Origin of the sequence: Salipiger sp. H15 (genome assembly GCF_040409955.1) — a bacterium.
Lineage (GTDB): Bacteria > Pseudomonadota > Alphaproteobacteria > Rhodobacterales > Rhodobacteraceae > Salipiger.
In genome coordinates, this window is record NZ_CP123384.1 from 30,249 (window position 1) to 45,612 (window position 15,364).

13 protein-coding genes and 1 tRNA gene are annotated in these 15,364 nt (G+C 66.9%); 7 read left to right on the forward strand and 7 right to left on the reverse strand.

What is annotated here, in order from left to right; translation table 11 throughout:
• Positions 1–43: 43 nt before the first annotated feature.
• Complete coding sequence (locus tag PVT71_RS00145; protein ID WP_353472472.1) at positions 44–664, reverse strand: lytic transglycosylase domain-containing protein; 621 nt, start codon at positions 662–664, stop codon at positions 44–46.
• A gap of 264 nt (positions 665–928) precedes the next feature.
• Here PVT71_RS00145 and ssb point away from each other — a divergent pair, with 264 nt between their 5' ends.
• Positions 929–1,489, forward strand: a complete 561-nt coding sequence (ssb, locus tag PVT71_RS00150; protein ID WP_353472473.1) for a single-stranded DNA-binding protein — start codon at positions 929–931, stop codon at positions 1,487–1,489.
• Positions 1,490–1,710: 221 nt separating this feature from the next.
• Positions 1,711–3,039: an HlyC/CorC family transporter gene (locus tag PVT71_RS00155; protein ID WP_353472474.1), complete on the forward strand. Its 1,329-nt coding sequence runs from the start codon at positions 1,711–1,713 to the stop codon at positions 3,037–3,039.
• On the opposite strand, the gene PVT71_RS00160 is transcribed toward PVT71_RS00155, so the two are convergent.
• Positions 2,996–4,162 carry a histidine kinase dimerization/phosphoacceptor domain -containing protein gene (locus tag PVT71_RS00160; RefSeq protein WP_353472475.1) on the reverse strand — a complete coding sequence of 389 codons (1,167 nt, stop codon included), beginning with the start codon at positions 4,160–4,162 and terminating at the stop codon, positions 2,996–2,998. The genes PVT71_RS00155 and PVT71_RS00160 overlap by 44 nt on opposite strands.
• 394 nt (positions 4,163–4,556) lie before the next feature.
• Here PVT71_RS00160 and PVT71_RS00165 point away from each other — a divergent pair, with 394 nt between their 5' ends.
• Entirely contained in the window at positions 4,557–5,153 is a 597-nt protein-coding gene (locus PVT71_RS00165) for a nucleotidyltransferase family protein (protein WP_353472476.1), read from the forward strand.
• 140 nt (positions 5,154–5,293) lie between these two features.
• On the opposite strand, the gene PVT71_RS00170 is transcribed toward PVT71_RS00165, so the two are convergent.
• The 3 genes from PVT71_RS00170 to purC form a co-directional block, all read right to left on the reverse strand.
• Positions 5,294–7,390 (reverse strand): Hint domain-containing protein, encoded by a 2,097-nt coding sequence (locus tag PVT71_RS00170; protein WP_353472477.1) that lies wholly within the window; start codon positions 7,388–7,390, stop codon positions 5,294–5,296.
• 850 nt (positions 7,391–8,240) lie between these two features.
• A complete protein-coding gene (gene purS / locus PVT71_RS00175; protein WP_095881779.1) occupies positions 8,241–8,471 on the reverse strand; it encodes a phosphoribosylformylglycinamidine synthase subunit PurS in 231 nt (76 codons plus the stop codon).
• An 88-nt stretch (positions 8,472–8,559) separates the two neighbouring features.
• Positions 8,560–9,321: a phosphoribosylaminoimidazolesuccinocarboxamide synthase gene (purC, locus tag PVT71_RS00180; protein ID WP_353472478.1), complete on the reverse strand. Its 762-nt coding sequence runs from the start codon at positions 9,319–9,321 to the stop codon at positions 8,560–8,562.
• Positions 9,322–9,485: 164 nt separating this feature from the next.
• On the opposite strand from purC, the gene PVT71_RS00185 reads away from it, so the two are divergent.
• Positions 9,486–9,800, forward strand: coding sequence for a DUF1476 domain-containing protein (locus PVT71_RS00185; protein ID WP_353472479.1), 315 nt, complete (start codon positions 9,486–9,488; stop codon positions 9,798–9,800).
• 60 nt (positions 9,801–9,860) lie between these two features.
• On the opposite strand, the gene PVT71_RS00190 is transcribed toward PVT71_RS00185, so the two are convergent.
• Positions 9,861–11,144: an ATP-binding protein gene (locus PVT71_RS00190; RefSeq protein ID WP_353472480.1), complete on the reverse strand. Its 1,284-nt coding sequence runs from the start codon at positions 11,142–11,144 to the stop codon at positions 9,861–9,863.
• Positions 11,145–11,197: 53 nt separating this feature from the next.
• Here PVT71_RS00190 and PVT71_RS00195 point away from each other — a divergent pair, with 53 nt between their 5' ends.
• From PVT71_RS00195 to PVT71_RS00205, 3 genes are all read left to right on the forward strand, one after another.
• Positions 11,198–12,112 (forward strand): MBL fold metallo-hydrolase, encoded by a 915-nt coding sequence (locus PVT71_RS00195; RefSeq protein WP_353472481.1) that lies wholly within the window; start codon positions 11,198–11,200, stop codon positions 12,110–12,112.
• Between the two features lie 80 nt (positions 12,113–12,192).
• Positions 12,193–12,267, forward strand: a tRNA-Asn gene (locus PVT71_RS00200).
• A gap of 235 nt (positions 12,268–12,502) precedes the next feature.
• On the forward strand, positions 12,503–14,509 hold the full coding sequence (locus PVT71_RS00205) for a tyrosine-type recombinase/integrase (RefSeq protein WP_353472482.1): 2,007 nt from the start codon (positions 12,503–12,505) through the stop codon (positions 14,507–14,509).
• A 271-nt stretch (positions 14,510–14,780) separates the two neighbouring features.
• Here the strand turns inward: PVT71_RS00205 and PVT71_RS00210 are convergent, their stop codons facing one another.
• Positions 14,781–15,008 carry an MbcA/ParS/Xre antitoxin family protein gene (locus PVT71_RS00210; protein ID WP_353472483.1) on the reverse strand — a complete coding sequence of 76 codons (228 nt, stop codon included), beginning with the start codon at positions 15,006–15,008 and terminating at the stop codon, positions 14,781–14,783.
• Between the last annotated feature and the right edge of the window lie 356 nt (positions 15,009–15,364).

A 15,364-nucleotide genomic window follows, 5' to 3' on the forward strand; every position in this document is an offset into this window, starting at 1 on the left:
CGGATCGTCACGGATGGAGGAGAAGGCGCAGGTGTCCCGGGACCTACTGGCCCCAGATCACCTTCACGTAGTTCATGGTTTCCTGGTAGGGCGGCACGCCGCCGTGCTTTTCCACCGCGCCCGGCCCCGCGTTGTAGGCCGCGAGCGCCAGCCGCCAGGAGCCGAACTTGCGATACTGCTGGATCAGGTAGCGCGCCCCGCCCTCGAGGTTCTGCGCCGGGTCATGCGGATCGACCCCGAGCTTGCGCGCGGTGAAGGGCATGAGCTGCGCCAGCCCGATCGCCCCCTTGTGCGAGAGCGCCTTGGGGTTGAAGCCGGATTCCTGCTGCACGAGGCGCAGGAACAGGTCCTCGGGCACGCCGTTGCGCCGCGCCGCCGCCCGGGCAAGCTCGGCATAGGGGCCGCGATAGGCGCCGCGATAGGTCGGCACCGCGCCCTCGTTGCCGCCCATCGGCCCCCATTTGGTCGGGGTGACCACGCGGTTCGGCTGAAGGCGCACGGAATTGTTGTACTGCTGCGAGGCGCGCCCATCGAGCACGCTCGTCTGCTTGGAAAAGAGCCGCACGCGGCTTTTCGACGAAAGCACCTCCGCCGAGACCGACGATCCCGACATCACCAGAGTGCACAAAACTCCGGCCAGCGCGCGCGTTGCGTGGTTCCGCATCACGTCCCTGTCCCGCTTCACTGTTCCCTTGGCATCGGACTATACAGATAAATTGACCCTGCGCCAGCATGGGGGGACCGGCCTTACCGGCGGAATTCCGCGCGGCATTGATCGCTTGGTCCCGCCGAAACTGTGCTGTAGACCAATGCAAACAGCCCGCTCGCGGGGATTCGCAGTCATGCGGAAATCGCAGGCGGAGCAGAGACAAACGACCCGCCTGAACGTCAGGCAACGACAGAATAACGACCAGAATAAGGGGATGACATGGCCGGCTCCGTGAACAAGGTGATCCTGGTAGGCAATCTCGGTGCGGACCCCGAGGTGCGCACCTTCCAGAACGGCGGCAAGGTCTGCAACCTGCGCATCGCCACCTCCGAGAACTGGAAGGACCGCAACACCGGCGAGCGCCGCGAGCGCACCGAGTGGCACTCGGTCGCGATCTTCTCGGAGCCGCTGGCGCGGATCGCCGAGCAGTACCTGCGCAAGGGCTCCAAGGTCTACATCGAGGGCAAGCTCGAGACCCGCAAGTGGCAGGACCAGTCCGGCCAGGACCGCTACACGACCGAGATCGTGCTGCGTCCGTTCGGCGGCGAGCTGACCCTGCTCGACAGCCGCCAGGGCGGCGGCGGCGGTGACTTCGGCGGCGGCTCGGGCGGCGGTTACGGCGGCGGCTCGGGTGGCGGCTACGAGGGTGGCGGCTACGGCGGCGGCAATGACGGCGGCTACGGTGGCGGCTCGGGCGGCGGCTACGGCGGTGGTTCGGGCGGCAGCGGCGGCGGCTCGCGCGGCCCGTCGCGCGACATCGACGACGAGATCCCCTTCTGATCCAGATCGCCCGGCCAAGCGCCGGGCGATTTGCTTTTGCGGGGTCGGGTTGCGGCCATGAGCGACGGGCAGCGCCAGTGGGACCACGGTCCGACCCGCGGCCCCACCCTTCCCGCGCCCCGCCCCGCCCTCCTGATCCCTTCGTTATTGCGGCAGACTTGAAGCCGGGCGTCCTGCGCCCCATAACTCTCTGAACACCCTCAGACACAAAAGACGGACGTATGGACGCCCCTGCCACCGGAACACTCGACGCGGCCTTCTGGATGACCTCCGCCGCGATCCTCATCCTGATCCTCTTCTCGGCCTTCTTCTCCGGCTCCGAGACCGCGCTGACCGCCGCCTCGCGCGGCAAGCTGCGCGCCGCCATGGACCGCGGCTCGCGCGGGGCCGCCATGGCGCTGAAGATCACCGAGGACAACGAGCGGCTCATCGGCTCGGTGCTGCTGGGCAACAACCTCGTCAACATCCTTGCCACCTCGCTCGCCACGGCGCTGTTCACCCGGCTGCTCGGCGATGGCGGCGTGGCCATGGCGACGCTGATCATGACCTTCCTCGTGCTGATCTTCGCCGAGGTGCTGCCCAAGACCTACGCCATCACCAACCCCGAGCGCGCCGCCGCCACGGTGGCGCCGCCGATCCGCGTGGTGATCCTGCTCTTCTCGCCGGTGGTCGCGGCGATCCGCGCGCTGGTGCGCGCCCTGCTCAAGCTCATCGGCGTGCAGACCGACCCCGACAGCCAGATCCTCGCCGTGCGCGAGGAAATCGCCGGCGCGCTGCAGCTCGGCCATTCCGAGGGCGTGGTCGAGAAGGAGGACCGCGACCGCATCCTCGGCGCGCTCGACCTCGCCGAGCGCACGGTCGAGGAGATCATGCTGCACCGCTCGGGCATCGAGAGCATCGACGCCGAGGCCGAGCCGCGGGCGATCCTGCAGCAGTGCCTCGACAGCAACCACACCCGCCTGCCGGTCTACCGCGGCGAGCCCGAGAACATCATCGGCATGGTCCATGCCAAGGACCTGCTGCGCGCCATGTACGACGTGATGGCCAAGGCGGGCGAGCGCGGCTTCGACGCGCTCGACGACTTCCGCATCACCGAGGTGATGATGAAGCCCTACTTCGTGCCCGACACCACCACGCTCGCCGACCAGATGCGCAACTTCCTGCGCCGACGGACGCATTTCGCGCTGGTGGTGGACGAGTACGGCTCGCTCGAGGGGCTGATCACGCTCGAGGACATCCTCGAGGAGATCGTCGGCGAGATCGCCGACGAGCACGACCCGGACGCCGAGCATCACGTCAGCGCGGGCGAGGACGGCTGGTACTGGCTCGACGGCGCGATGACCATCCGCGACCTCAACCGCGCGGCCGACTGGTCGCTGCCCGACGACGAGGCGAACACAATCGCGGGCCTCGTCATCCACGAGGCGCAGATGATCCCAACCGTGGGCCAGCGTTTCAGCTTCCACGGCTTCCGCTTCGAGGTCATGGAGCGCGAGAACAACCGGATCACCCGGCTGCGGGTGCGGCCCTTGGTACATCTGCCGGAGTGAGCGGCGTGTCGGCGGCGGGGTCGATCGGCAGCTCGGCCTCGAGCACGTAGCCGCCCGGCTCGCGCCGCTCGACCACGGTGCCGCCGACCTGGCTCACCGCCGCCTCGAGCAGCCGCGCGCCGAGCGCGGTCGAGGCCAGCGCGTCGAGCGTCGATCCCGGCTCGGGGCCGGTGCCGTTGTCGCGGCAGGTGAAGAGGATGCGGTTGACCCCGGCGGGGCGCATCTCGAAGCGGATCTCCGGCGCGGCACCGCCCTCGCGGAAGGCATATTTCATCGCGTTGGCGGCGAACTCGTTGGCCACCACGCCGATCGAGGCGGCGACGCGCGATTCCACCTCGATGCGCGGCACCTCGACCTCGAAGCGCACCTCCGAGGGGGCGTGGCGCTGCAGCAGCGTGGCGACGCGGGCGAGGTAGGTGTCGAGCCGGACGAAATGCATCTTCGAGGTGAGGTTCAGCTCGGCATGCAGCTGCGAGACAGAATCCACCCGCCGCGCGATGGCGTCGAGCGCGTCGCGGGTCTCGGCCTCCTGCGAGCGGGCGCGGTAGAGGCGGATGGTCGAGGCGACGGTCTGCAGCGAGTTCTTCACCCGGTGGTCGATCTCCTCGCGCAGGATTTCCTTGTTGTGCAGGGCGCGCTGCAGGTCGAGCTGGCGCATCACCTGCCCCGCCATGACCTTCAGCAGCTTGCGCTGCTGCACGCTCAGCTTGCGCGGCTTGTCGTCGAGCACGCAGAGCGTGCCGATGCTGTGGCCGCTGCGGGTGACCAGCGGCGCGCCGGCATAGTAGCGCATGGCCGAGATCGAGCCGCAGCAGAGCGGGTTGTCGGCGCTGCGCAGGTCGAGCATCGTGTCCTCGATCTCGAGGATCTCCTCGGACAGGATCGCGTGGGCACAGATCGACTGCTCGAGCGGGGTCTGCGACGGCTCGAAACCGTAGCGGGCCTTGAACCATTGCCGGTTCTCGTCGACGAGGCTGATCAGCGCCACCGGCACGTCGAGCAGCGAGGCGAGCAGTTCGACCACCTCGTCGAAGGCCGGATCGGGTCCGCTGTCGAGCACTCCGTAGCTGCGCAGCTCGGCCAGCCGCTCGAGCTCATCATCCGAATTCCGTGCAAGAACCATTGTCCGAGGATGCCCTTTTACCGAACGCTGCAGCAGGCGGAAGGCGACCACCACAGGCAATTCTTCAGACATAGCAGCTTGCGGGACTCCGCCAAGTGGGAAACCACCCCTCCCGCCGCTGACGAACCGGAAACTTGTCGTGGCGCCTTCGATGTTAACCTATTTTTCATAAATCTGTCGCATCTGCTTTGCCTGAAGGTCATTTCCTTTGCCAATTCTTCGCCTTGCCCGGCCTGCCGCGGGACATTTGCCCCCTCTTTCGCCGGCTGCGCCCGGCGGCGCTTCGAGCCGGCCCTGCCGTCCCGGCGGGCCCGGTGCCTCCGACCCTGCCCAGAAATCCCGTCGGATTTCCGGGCCGTGCTGTATAAGGAGTCCCATGGGAGGAATAGCCGTCTTGATTCCCGCCGCCGGCGCCAGCAGCCGGATGCGCGGAGCCGACAAGCTGCTGAGGCTGGTCGGTGGCCGGGCGCTTCTGCGCCGACAGGCAGAGGAAGCCTTGCGCGCCGCGAACCACGTGACGGTCACCCTGCCCGATTACGACCATCCGCGCGCCGCCGTCCTTGCCGGGCTGCCGGTGCAGCTCATCGCGGTGCCGGACGCGTCGCTGGGCATGTCCGCCTCGCTGCGGCGCGGGGTCAGCCTGCTGCCGCGCGACACCGAGGCGCTGGTGGTGCTGCCCGCCGACATGCCCGAGCTGACCGCCGAGGACATCCAGAAACTCGTCCAGGGCTTCCGGGCGATGCCGCAGCCGACGCTCCAGCAGGGCTGCGCCGAGGACGGCACGCCGGGCCACCCGGTGCTGTTCCCGGCCGACTGCTTCTCGGCGATCCAGATGCTGGGCGGGGACGAGGGCGCGCGCAGCGTGCTGGCGCGCAACCGCAACCGGCTGCGCCACGTGATCCTGCCCGGCCGCCGGGCGTTGACCGACCTCGACACGCCCGAGGCGTGGCAGGCCTGGGAACGGCGGCAGGAAGCGCTCGATCCCTGCTGAGCCCGCGCCGCCAGCCTCCGAAACCGGACCCGTGAAAAAGGAACTCCGGGACGACAGGATCGTCCCGGAGCCCTTTGTCCGCCGCCTGCGCCCCGGACCCGGAGCGCCAGCGACGAGCTGCATATTCCGTTGCGCGGGGCTCAGCCGACCAGCAGCTGCGCCTCGTGTTTCTTCAGCGAGCGGCGCGCGGCGCCATAGGCCTTCAGGCCTTCCTCGTGCTCGAGCTCGGGGAAGAGCGCGAAGATCTCCTCGCGCTGCTCGTCGCCGATACCCTTCAGCGTGTAGTCGCCGGGCTGGAAGCTCTCGGTCCAGGCGCCGTTCGACAGCACGACCTCGTGCTGGTCGAACATGAAGTGGATGTAGCACACACCCATCGTGTCGACCTCGTCCACCCCGGCGAGGCCGGTCAGGTGCTTGGCGGCCGCGAGGACCTCGCGCTCGTCGAAGTAGAGCGCGGTGCGGTCGTTGGCGACGAGCACGCGGTGGTTCGGCGAGACCAGCAGGTCATGCTCGGGAAGGTTCTTGCCGAGCGCGCCCTTCTGGATCAGCACCGGGCGCAGATGCGGCTGGCGCGCCAGCTCGAAGCCGGTAAGCTCCTTGCGGCCGACCCAGCGGATCTCCTGGATGCCGTTGTCGCGGGTGATGACGCGGTCGCCGACCTGAAGGTCCTCGACCAGGCGCTCGCCCTGCGGCGTGGCGATCAGCGTGCCCGGGGTGAAGCAGGGCATCACCTCGACCGTCACGTAGGCCGTATCGGTGCCGCCATGGCCATCGTCGATGGTGTAGCTGAAGGCGTCGTAGCCGGTGAAGCCCTCCTCGGCGGTGTAGGAGACGGTGCCGTCGGCGTTGAGCGTCGCGGTGCCGTTGGTCGGCGTGCCGATGCCGGTGACGGTCAGCGTGTCGCCATCCGCGTCGGTGTCGTTCTCGGTCGGATCGAAGGTCGCGGTCGAGGTGCCGGTGGTGTGGTAGAGATCGTCCAGCGCGTCCGGCGGGGTGTTCTCGCCGTCGGTCGGCGTGGTCGGCACGCCGGTCTTGACCACCACGGTGCCGGTGTCGGTGCCGCCGTTGCCGTCGTCGATCGTGTAGGTGAAGCTGTCCGGGCCCGAATGCCCCGTGTTCGGGGTATAGGTCACGGTGCCGTCGCCGTTCAGCGTGACGGTGCCGTGCGACGGATCGCCAAGGCCGGTGATGGTCAGCGTGTCGCCGTCCACGTCCGAGTCGTTCTCGGTCGGATCGAAGGTCACCGGGGTGTTATTGGCGGTGGTGACGAGGTCATCCTCGGCGACCGGGTCGTCGTTCACCGGGTAGACGGTCACGGCGACATGACCGGTGGCCGAGTTCCCCGCCGGATCCTCGATCGTGTAGGTGATCTCGGCGTCGCCGTTGTAGTCGGCGTCGGGGGTGAAGGTGAGCGTGCCGTCACCGTTGATCACCACGCTGCCGTTGGTGGCGGTGGCGGTGGTGACGGTCAGCGTGTCGCCGTCGGGATCGCTGTCATTGGCCAGCACGTCGATGGTGACCGCGACGTCCTCGTCGGTTTCCGCCTCGTCGTCCTCGGCGATCGGGTCGGCGTCGCCTGCGTCCACGGTCGAGAAGCTCATGTCCGAGACCAGCACCGCCTGGGTCGCGTCGCCGCCATTCTCGTAGATCACCTCGATGCGCGACACCGGGCCGGCGATCGAGACGAGCACCGAGCCCGACGCGTCGCTGAAGCCGGTGATCGCTTCGCCGGTGGCGGTGTCGCCGCTGATGCTGGTGCTGCCGAGCGAGGTCAGGTCGACCGCGACCGCGTTGCCCTCCGCGTCATAGGCGAGGACGGTGACATTGTCCTGGAAGCTGGTGCCGCTGCCCGGCTCGCCGGTCAGGTCGCCGAGATCGGCGCCCGCGCCGCCATCCACATCGTTGAGGATGAAGGAGACGTTCTGCACCTCGTCGGCGTAGCGCTCGTTCGAGGAGCTGAAGTCGAAGACCGTCGTCGAGGTCGAGGACACGGTGCCGCCGTCGCCGCCCTCGCCGAAGAGCTTCAGGTGCGAGTTGGGATTGACCGAGGAGTCCTCGGGCACGTAGCCGTCGTAGGTCGCCGTGAAGGCCTGCGCGCCAAGGTCCTGGGCAGCGAAGGAAATCTCGACATTGACGCCGCCGGTGTCGACGGTGGCGGCGGTTCCGCCGGAAGACGTGTCGGCCAGCGCGGTTCCGTAAGCACCCAGCGAAGCCCAGTTCAAAGTCAAGTCAGCCATAGTTCGACCCTTCCAAATCCAGAACGGGACCTGCCCCGCGCCGCGCCTGCGGCTTCCGGCGCCCTTGCGCCGCGTTGGCCCATCTCCGCCTCTTCCGCCTGTCGTGTCCGTCGGCCTGCGTCCGCCCGGCAGCGGGCAAAGGCAGTTCCTGTGGCGCCGGGCACATCCTCCCGTCGCCATCGGTCACATCCTCGCGGATGACTTGAGATCGGTGGCCGCCCCTGGCCTGTCCTTCGTCGCCCCCCAGTCGGGCTTGACGAATTACTTAGGCCCAGCCCGGCTCCGAACAAAGTCAAAAATGGCGCTCACATGGCATTTTATGACCAAAGCAGGGCCGACAACTCCCTGTTTTCAGCAAATCAGCCCTGAATGTGGCGAAAAATTGTTTCCAAATTCACGCGGCCGGACGTTTGGCGAAGGCGCGGATTTCCGGGCGTTTCCGCGGGATTTTCAGAGGCACCTGCGGGAACGGGCTCTGCGTTTGTCCCGGGGCGAGAAACAAAGCCGAAGCGGCCCGGTCCGCGGCCTCCGCGCCGCGGCAGCGCCAGAATTGAGGCAGGTCTGTTCCGCCCGGGGAACCAATGGGATTCATATCGGGGCATTGGTCAGCCCCGCCCCGGGTGAACCGGCAAATTCTCCGAATCAAATCGTTAAATATGACGTGAATTCGGCGGAGCGCGCCGCCCGCGCGGGTCGTCCTGCCCTGCCGCCGCATCACGGCCTCATTCTCGGGAATGTCGCGTCGGCCGCGCGCAGGTGACAGGCCCCAAAACGAAAGACGCCCCCGTCGGCGCGGCGGGGGCGTCCTTGAAGTCAGAGGCGGCGCAGGCGATGCCCGCGCCGGGCCGGATCAGAGCATCTCGATCTGGTAGCTTTCGATCACGGTGTTGGCGAGCAGCTTCTCGCACATCTCCTTGACCGTTGCCTCGCCGGTGCCCTCGGCCAGTTCGAGGTCGATCACCTTGCCCTGACGCACGGCACCCACACCTTCGAAGCCGAGCCCGCCAAGCGCGTGGCGGACAGCCTCGCCCTGCGGGTCGAGCACGCCCTCTTTGAGCATCACATGCACACGTGCCTTCATGGCAAACTCTCCGTTCTTCGCGGAAGGGCAAGGCCCCTCATCGTTCCCAAATCAGGTAAATCGCAGCGCCGTTCCCGGCGTTACGCTTTCAATTGATCAGCTTCGGCTTCGCCACGTGGGTTGCCTGCTTCGGCATCACGCCCAGACGGCGCGCCACCTCGGTATAGGCGTCGGTCAGCGAGCCCAGGTCGCGGCGGAACACGTCCTTGTCGAGCTTCTGGCCGGTCTCGATGTCCCACAGGCGCATCGAGTCGGGCGAGATCTCGTCGGCGACGATCAGGCGCTGGAAGTCGCCGTCATAGACGCGGCCGATCTCGATCTTGAAGTCGACGAGGCGGATGCCGACGCCGTACATCAGGCCGGACAGGTAGTCGTTCACCCGCAGCGACAGGCTGAGGATGTCGTCCATGTCCTGCTGGCCGGCCCAGCCGAAGGCCGCGATATGCTCTTCGGTGACCAGCGGGTCGCCCAGCTTGTCGTCCTTGTAGCAATATTCGACGATCGGGCGCGGCAGCGGCGTGCCCTCTTCGAGGCCGAGGCGCGTCGCCAGCGAACCGGCGGCGTAGTTGCGCACGATCACTTCCAGCGGGATGATCTCGCAGGCGCGGACGAGCTGCTCGCGCATGTTCAGCCGCTTGAGGAAGTGGGTCGGAACGCCGATGTTGTTGAGGCCGGTCATGAAGAACTCGGACAGGCGGTTGTTCAGCACTCCCTTGCCCTCGATCACGTCCTTCTTCTGCGCGTTGAAGGCGGTGGCGTCATCCTTGAAATACTGAACGATCGTACCCGGTTCCGGGCCTTCGTACAGAATCTTCGCCTTGCCTTCGTAGATCTTCTTGCGCCGTGCCATGGGAATCCTTTCGCCCGGGGCCGCGTATCGGCCGCTGCGTCTAGTTCGCCCTCATAAATCAAGGCTGCCCTTGCCGCAAGCGAACATGCTCGGACTTGCGCCAGCGCAAGGCAGGGGTCAAGCTGAAGATACTATACAGAGGGCATATCTTGGAGGAGACGCCCATGACAACTTTCGACGACCGCGAAAAGGCCTTTGAGAACAAGTTCGCGCATGACGAGGAGATGCGCTTCCGTGCCGAGGCCCGCTGCAACAAGCTGCTGGGTCTCTGGGCAGCCGCGCAGCTCGGCAAGGCCGGTGCCGAAGCGGAGGCCTACGCGCTCGACGTCTGCAAGGTCGACTTCCACCAGCCCGGGCATGAGGACGTGATCGCCAAGGTCACGCAGGACCTCGGCGAACGTGCCGGGACCGACGCCGTCCGCACCAAGCGAGCGGCGCTCCTGCTCGAGGCGCAGCAGCAGATTCTCGCAGAAAGCTGACAAGGATCGCGGGGGCGCGCGGCCCTGTCCCGCGCCCCTGTCCCTGCCCCCTGCCCGCGCTCAGCGCGCGATGACGATGTCCGCGCGCAACCCGCCGAGCGTGTCGCTCTCCCCCAGCCGCAGCACCCCGCCATGCGCCCGCGCCACGTCGGCGGCGATGGCAAGCCCCAGCCCCACCCCGGTGCCGCGGTCCTGGTTGCGCGCCGGGTCGAGCCGGGCGAAGGGCTTCAGCGCCTCCTCGCGCCGGTCGGGCGGGATCCCCGGCCCGTCATCCTCGACCCGCAGACGCAGCGACCGCTCGGTCAGCGTCACCGAGACCTCGCAGCGCGTGCCGTAGCGCACGGCATTGCCGACGAGGTTCTCGAGCGCGCGGCGCAGCGCAACCGGGCGCACGCTCACCAGCCCCTCGCCCTCGACCGCCCCGAGACTCACCGCCTTGCCGCCGCGCTGCGCGTCGGCGACCACCGAGGCCGCCAGCGCCACCGGGTCGGTGGGCTCGGCCACGCCGTCCTGCGAATTGCCGCGGGCGAAGTCGAGGAAGGCGTCGATCAGCCGCTGCATGTCGTCCACGTCGCGCTCGAGCGGCTCGCGGTCCTCGTCGTCGAGCATCGACAGGCCGAGCCGCAGCCGGGTGATCGGCGTGCGCAGGTCGTGGCTCACCCCCGAGAGCATCATGGTCCGCTGCTCGATCTGCCGCTCGATGCGGGCCCGCATGTCGAGGAAGGCATTGCCCGCCGCCCGCACCTCGACCGCCCCGCCGGGCTGGTACGGCACGTGCCGGCCACGACCGAAGGCCTCGGCGGCCTCGGCAAGCCGGGTGATCGGGCGCAACTGGTTGCGCAGGTAGAAGAAGGCGATGAGCGTCATCACCACGCCGAAGACCATCATGTTGACCAGCAGCTGGTGCGGGTTCGACGCCGAGGCGCGCTGGCGCGAGAACTCGACCTGGTAGAGCGTGCCGCGCGGCCCGCGCAGGTAGAGCTCGACGTCGTTGTCATTGGGCAGCATCACCCGCTCCAGCCCCGGCACGAAGCGTTCGAGCGTCTCGGCCACGACGATGCCCGAGAAATCGTACCAGCGCCGCTGGTCGGCGATGGGCAGCACGTCGTCGGCGACCGGCCGCATCCGCAGCCCCAGCGGCGCGGCGGCGGCGGGGGCGTGGATCGCATAGGTCACGTCGCGCGCGACGCCGCGGGTCATCTGCTGCGAGACGCCCTCGAAATGGCGCTGCACGAAGACCACCGAGACCACCAGCTGGATGGTGAAGACCGGCAGGATCAGGATCAGCGCCGCACGCGCGTAGATGCCGCGCGGCATGTAACGTTTGAGCCACTGGAAGAACATGCGCTAACCCTAGCCAAGGCGCAGCCGCGCCGCCATCCGCAAACGAGACATAGATGATCGATCCCCAGCCCGACTTCCAGCCCGTCCCGGGCCATGCCGAGACGCTCGCCCCGGGCCTGCGCCGGATTCTCGCTCCCAACCCCTCGCCGATGACCTACCGCGGCACCAATACCTATGTGCTCGGCACGCGCGATCTGGCCGTGATCGACCCCGGCCCGCGCTCGCAGGCGCATCTCGAGGCGATCCTCGCGGCGGTGGGGCCGGGCCAGCGCGTCAGCCACATCCTCGTGACCCACGCCCATCTCGACCACTCGCCGCTCGCCCGGCCGCTGGCCGATGCCACCGGCGCGCCGGTGCTGGCCTTCGGCGACGCGCGCGCCGGGCGCAGCGCGCTGATGCGCGAACTTGCCGAGACCGGGCTTGCCGGCGGCGGCGAGGGCGTGGACGCCGAGTTCTCTCCCGACACCGAGCTGCCGGACGGCGCCGTGGTCGAGGGCGACGGCTGGCGGCTCGAGGCGCTGCACACGCCCGGTCATTTCGGCAACCACCTGAGCTTCGCCTGGGGAGAGCAGCTCTTCTCGGGCGATCTCGTGATGGGCTGGGCCAGCTCGCTGGTCTCGCCCCCCGACGGCGATCTCGGCGCCTTCATGGACTCGCTCGAGCGGCTGCGGACGCGGCGCTGGTCGCGGCTGCACCCCGGCCACGGCGCGCCGGTCGAGGATGCGGCCGCGCGCATCAACGCGCTGCTCGCCCACCGCCGCGCCCGCGAGGCCGCGATCCTCGAGGCGCTCGCCGCCGGTCCGGGCGACGCGGCGAGTCTCGCGGCGGCCATATATCGCGACACGGACCCCGCCCTGATGCCCGCCGCGGCCCGGAACGTGCTGGCGCACCTCATCGACCTCACCCAGCGTAAGCTTGTGATTCCGTTAGGTAATCTTGAAAAAACCGCTGTGTTTTCAAGGCTCTGAAAGAAAAATCGCGAGAGAGCGAAAAAACTGCAAAAAGCCTCTGGACGCCCGGAGTCGGCATTGCTAAATACCCCCCACGTTCCGGCGTAGCTCAGCGGTAGAGCAGTTGACTGTTAATCAATTGGTCGTAGGTTCGATCCCTACCGCCGGAGCCAAAAATCTCTAAGTTACTGAGATTTCTGGTAAAAATGCGATGAGAATCGCAGACGCTCTGAAATGTGCGACTCCTGTCCCCGCGATTGGCACAATCGTTGGCACAGGAGTCGCACATTTGCGTTTCAGGACCCCTTCACAGCCCCACCTCGAATACCGCCCAAGCGGGTTCTACTGGCGCAGACGCTGGCCCCAGTCCCGTAGGGACTGGGGCCGGGCAGTGCCCCCCAGAAAAAAATGTCACTGCTCTTTCCGCTCCGCTCCCATGTCATGCGCGACGCGAAGGTGCTCGCCCTGAAGCTCACACTTCTGAGCGACATCGCCTTCGCCGCGGTCACGGAGAGAACGATGGCGATCGGGCCCGACATTATGGACACGCTCCTGCGAGAGCTCTGCCGCTTCCTGATCGAAGCGGCAGAGACCGCGCGCGAAATGGCCCCGACCCGCAGCCTCGAAACCGCGGCCTACGAGCTTGCCTGTGCCAACGCCGCAACCGACACCCTGCGCCAAACCATCTTCCTGCGCGACCGTGAAATGGCACGCGCGCCCCTCCGGCAAATCGCCGCCCGGCTCGGCATTCCCCTCGACGAGTCTGACCCCGATTGGCAGCGGCTGGCCTATCGCGCGTTGCGCGTGATGCTCGAGGCACATGAGGAGGATCTGCGCCGCGACCAGGGGCAGTTCGAATCCCGCAGCGAAGCCCTTCTGCAAGCCCTGAATCCGGCGCGCCACCTGGGACACGCCCCTGCCAGATACCTATCAATGCCTACGGCGCTCCAGGTGATCCCGCCTGTCTCGGCCACGGCAGGGCGCGGGCACTTGCCCGCCTCCGCGCCTGCAGCCCCAATTCCACAGACTGCAGAAGAGGCTTCGATCGCTCCCGTGATGCCCGACCTGGCGCATTCAGACTTCCTGCCTGCGGTGCCGACGCGCCCGGCCCCGCAGGCCCCCGCGCCAACGCGCCAGAGCCCCACGAATGTTGCCGCCACGACGCCATGTCCGACGATTTCGGAAGGAAGCGAGGACTACATTGCCCGTCGTTGCCAGGGCTATGCGTCCTTCAAGCCGACAGAGCAGCCCTCACCCGCCTCAGGAGAGAGCTGGGAGAAGAACTCGTCCGGAAACGTGAAATCGACCGCCCGCCTCATGGCCCGCATCCTTGGCGACCGGCCCTTCGATCAGATTCTCTCCGAAGAACTCACCGCAGCCTTCACGCTCATGCAGCGGATTCCCCGTAACTATCAGGCCGCGACAAGCCGGCTTTCCCCAAGGGAGGCGGCAGACAGGGCCGACGAGACCGAAACCAGAAGTGAAGCGCTCACCCGGGACCGATTGAAGAAGGAAGGCGCAAGCCCCGGGAAGATCGAGCTCACCGTCCTGCGGGAGAAATTGCCCCGCCTGAAAGCGGCAACCATCTATCGCCACATGCAGGATTTCCAAAGGATTTGCGTGTTCCAGAAAGGACTTGGGCACCTCCGCGACAATATCATGGAGGGCCATATCTGGGAGAAGCGCGAGTATGATCGCCGCGTGCTCGAAGAGGCCGATACCGAACGCCAGACCTGGTGCGGGCGCCTCGACGGTCTGTTCCGGACGCCCCTCTTCCAGGACAAGCTCGACGACGCGGGCGATCCGATGTTCTGGGCGCCTCTTATTTCGGTTCATTCCGGACTGCGCAGCGAAGAGGTCCTGCAATTGGCCACGAATGACGTCCAGGTCATCGACGAGATTCCGTGTTTCGTCCTGCGCCAGGGGCTCGGTCAGAACCTGAAAAGTGCCGCGGCCCGGCGCACCGTGCCGGTCCACAAGAACCTTCTTGCGCTCGGCTTCATGCACCTCCTCGCCCTGCGAAAGCGTGAGGGAGAGCCGCGGCTCTTCCCATGGCTGACGCGCAGCGAAGCGAAGAAGACCTATACCGAAAATTTCTCCAAGCGGTTCACCTACTACCGGAAAACGCACAAGGTCTACGACGCGCAACGGGATTTCCACTCCTTCCGCACCACCTTCAATCACCGCCTGATCGAGGCTGGATGCCCGGACACCCAGCGCCGCAGCCTTCTCGGACATGTCGAGCGCGACGTCGGGATCACCAACTACAACCCGAGTGGCTTCTCGAAAGCCCTGCTGCTGGGACAGGTCAACGCCATCGAGATCGACGTCTCGATGATCCGCCCGCCCTTCGGCGACATCGAGGTCGCCGGTGTCACGCATCTTGCGGATCGTCGGCGACTGGCGGCCTCGTAGAGCGTGTTGCGAAGTGTGCCGGGCGCCTGCGCCCGGTCCGGAAGCCCGCCGGATGCACGCCTTTATGTCATCACGCCAGAAGCCGCACTCCGGTTACCGCCGAGAATTTCGTCAACCGAACGCCCGAAGCGCTGCCCTGCTTCGCAACACGATGTGGGCGCGGCTGCGTTTTGCTGCCCTGGAGCTTCCCGATAGCACAACACCATCCCTGCCTCCGTCCACTTTCCCGAGCGGGATCACAGGCATATCCCGGCGTGCAATCGATATCGCCCTACGAAAAGCCGCCGACGCCAATCCGCGAGAGGTATCGCCTCACCGCCTCCGCGCGACCATCGCGCACGAGGTCTGCCGCGGTCTGACCACCAAACGAGGGGAGCGGCTGAGAGGTGAACCAAGCGATCGCCCGTGCCTCGCTCCCACCAGCCCACCGAGTCGCCAACTCGATCAACTCGAGCGTGGCTATGCGTTCTTCATCTGATTGGTGGTCTATAAATACCATGCGCCAATCCTACCGCGCATTCTGCCTTGCGGCAACAAACACAGCCGCCGCCCAGAGACCGCCTCATCGCATAGGGAAAAAGATACCGATGTCACCGAGGGTCCTGGTCGGCTCGCGGGGCGCGGAGACCCGCCAATTTGACCTGCCTGCTCGCCCATGTCGGGCCACCAAGGCCTGTGATGGGGGCGATTGTGGTGCTCCTGCCACGCAAAGAGGCCAATCAGTCAGCTCCAGGCGTCTTGCCATTCACAGTCTACAAGAGAGACGTGTTTTTAGGTCTTGCCATGCAAGTCAAGGAAATTTCCCGCGTGTGTCTGGCGGAGCAGGAACAAGGTCTTCAGGTGGAGGAGTAGCTG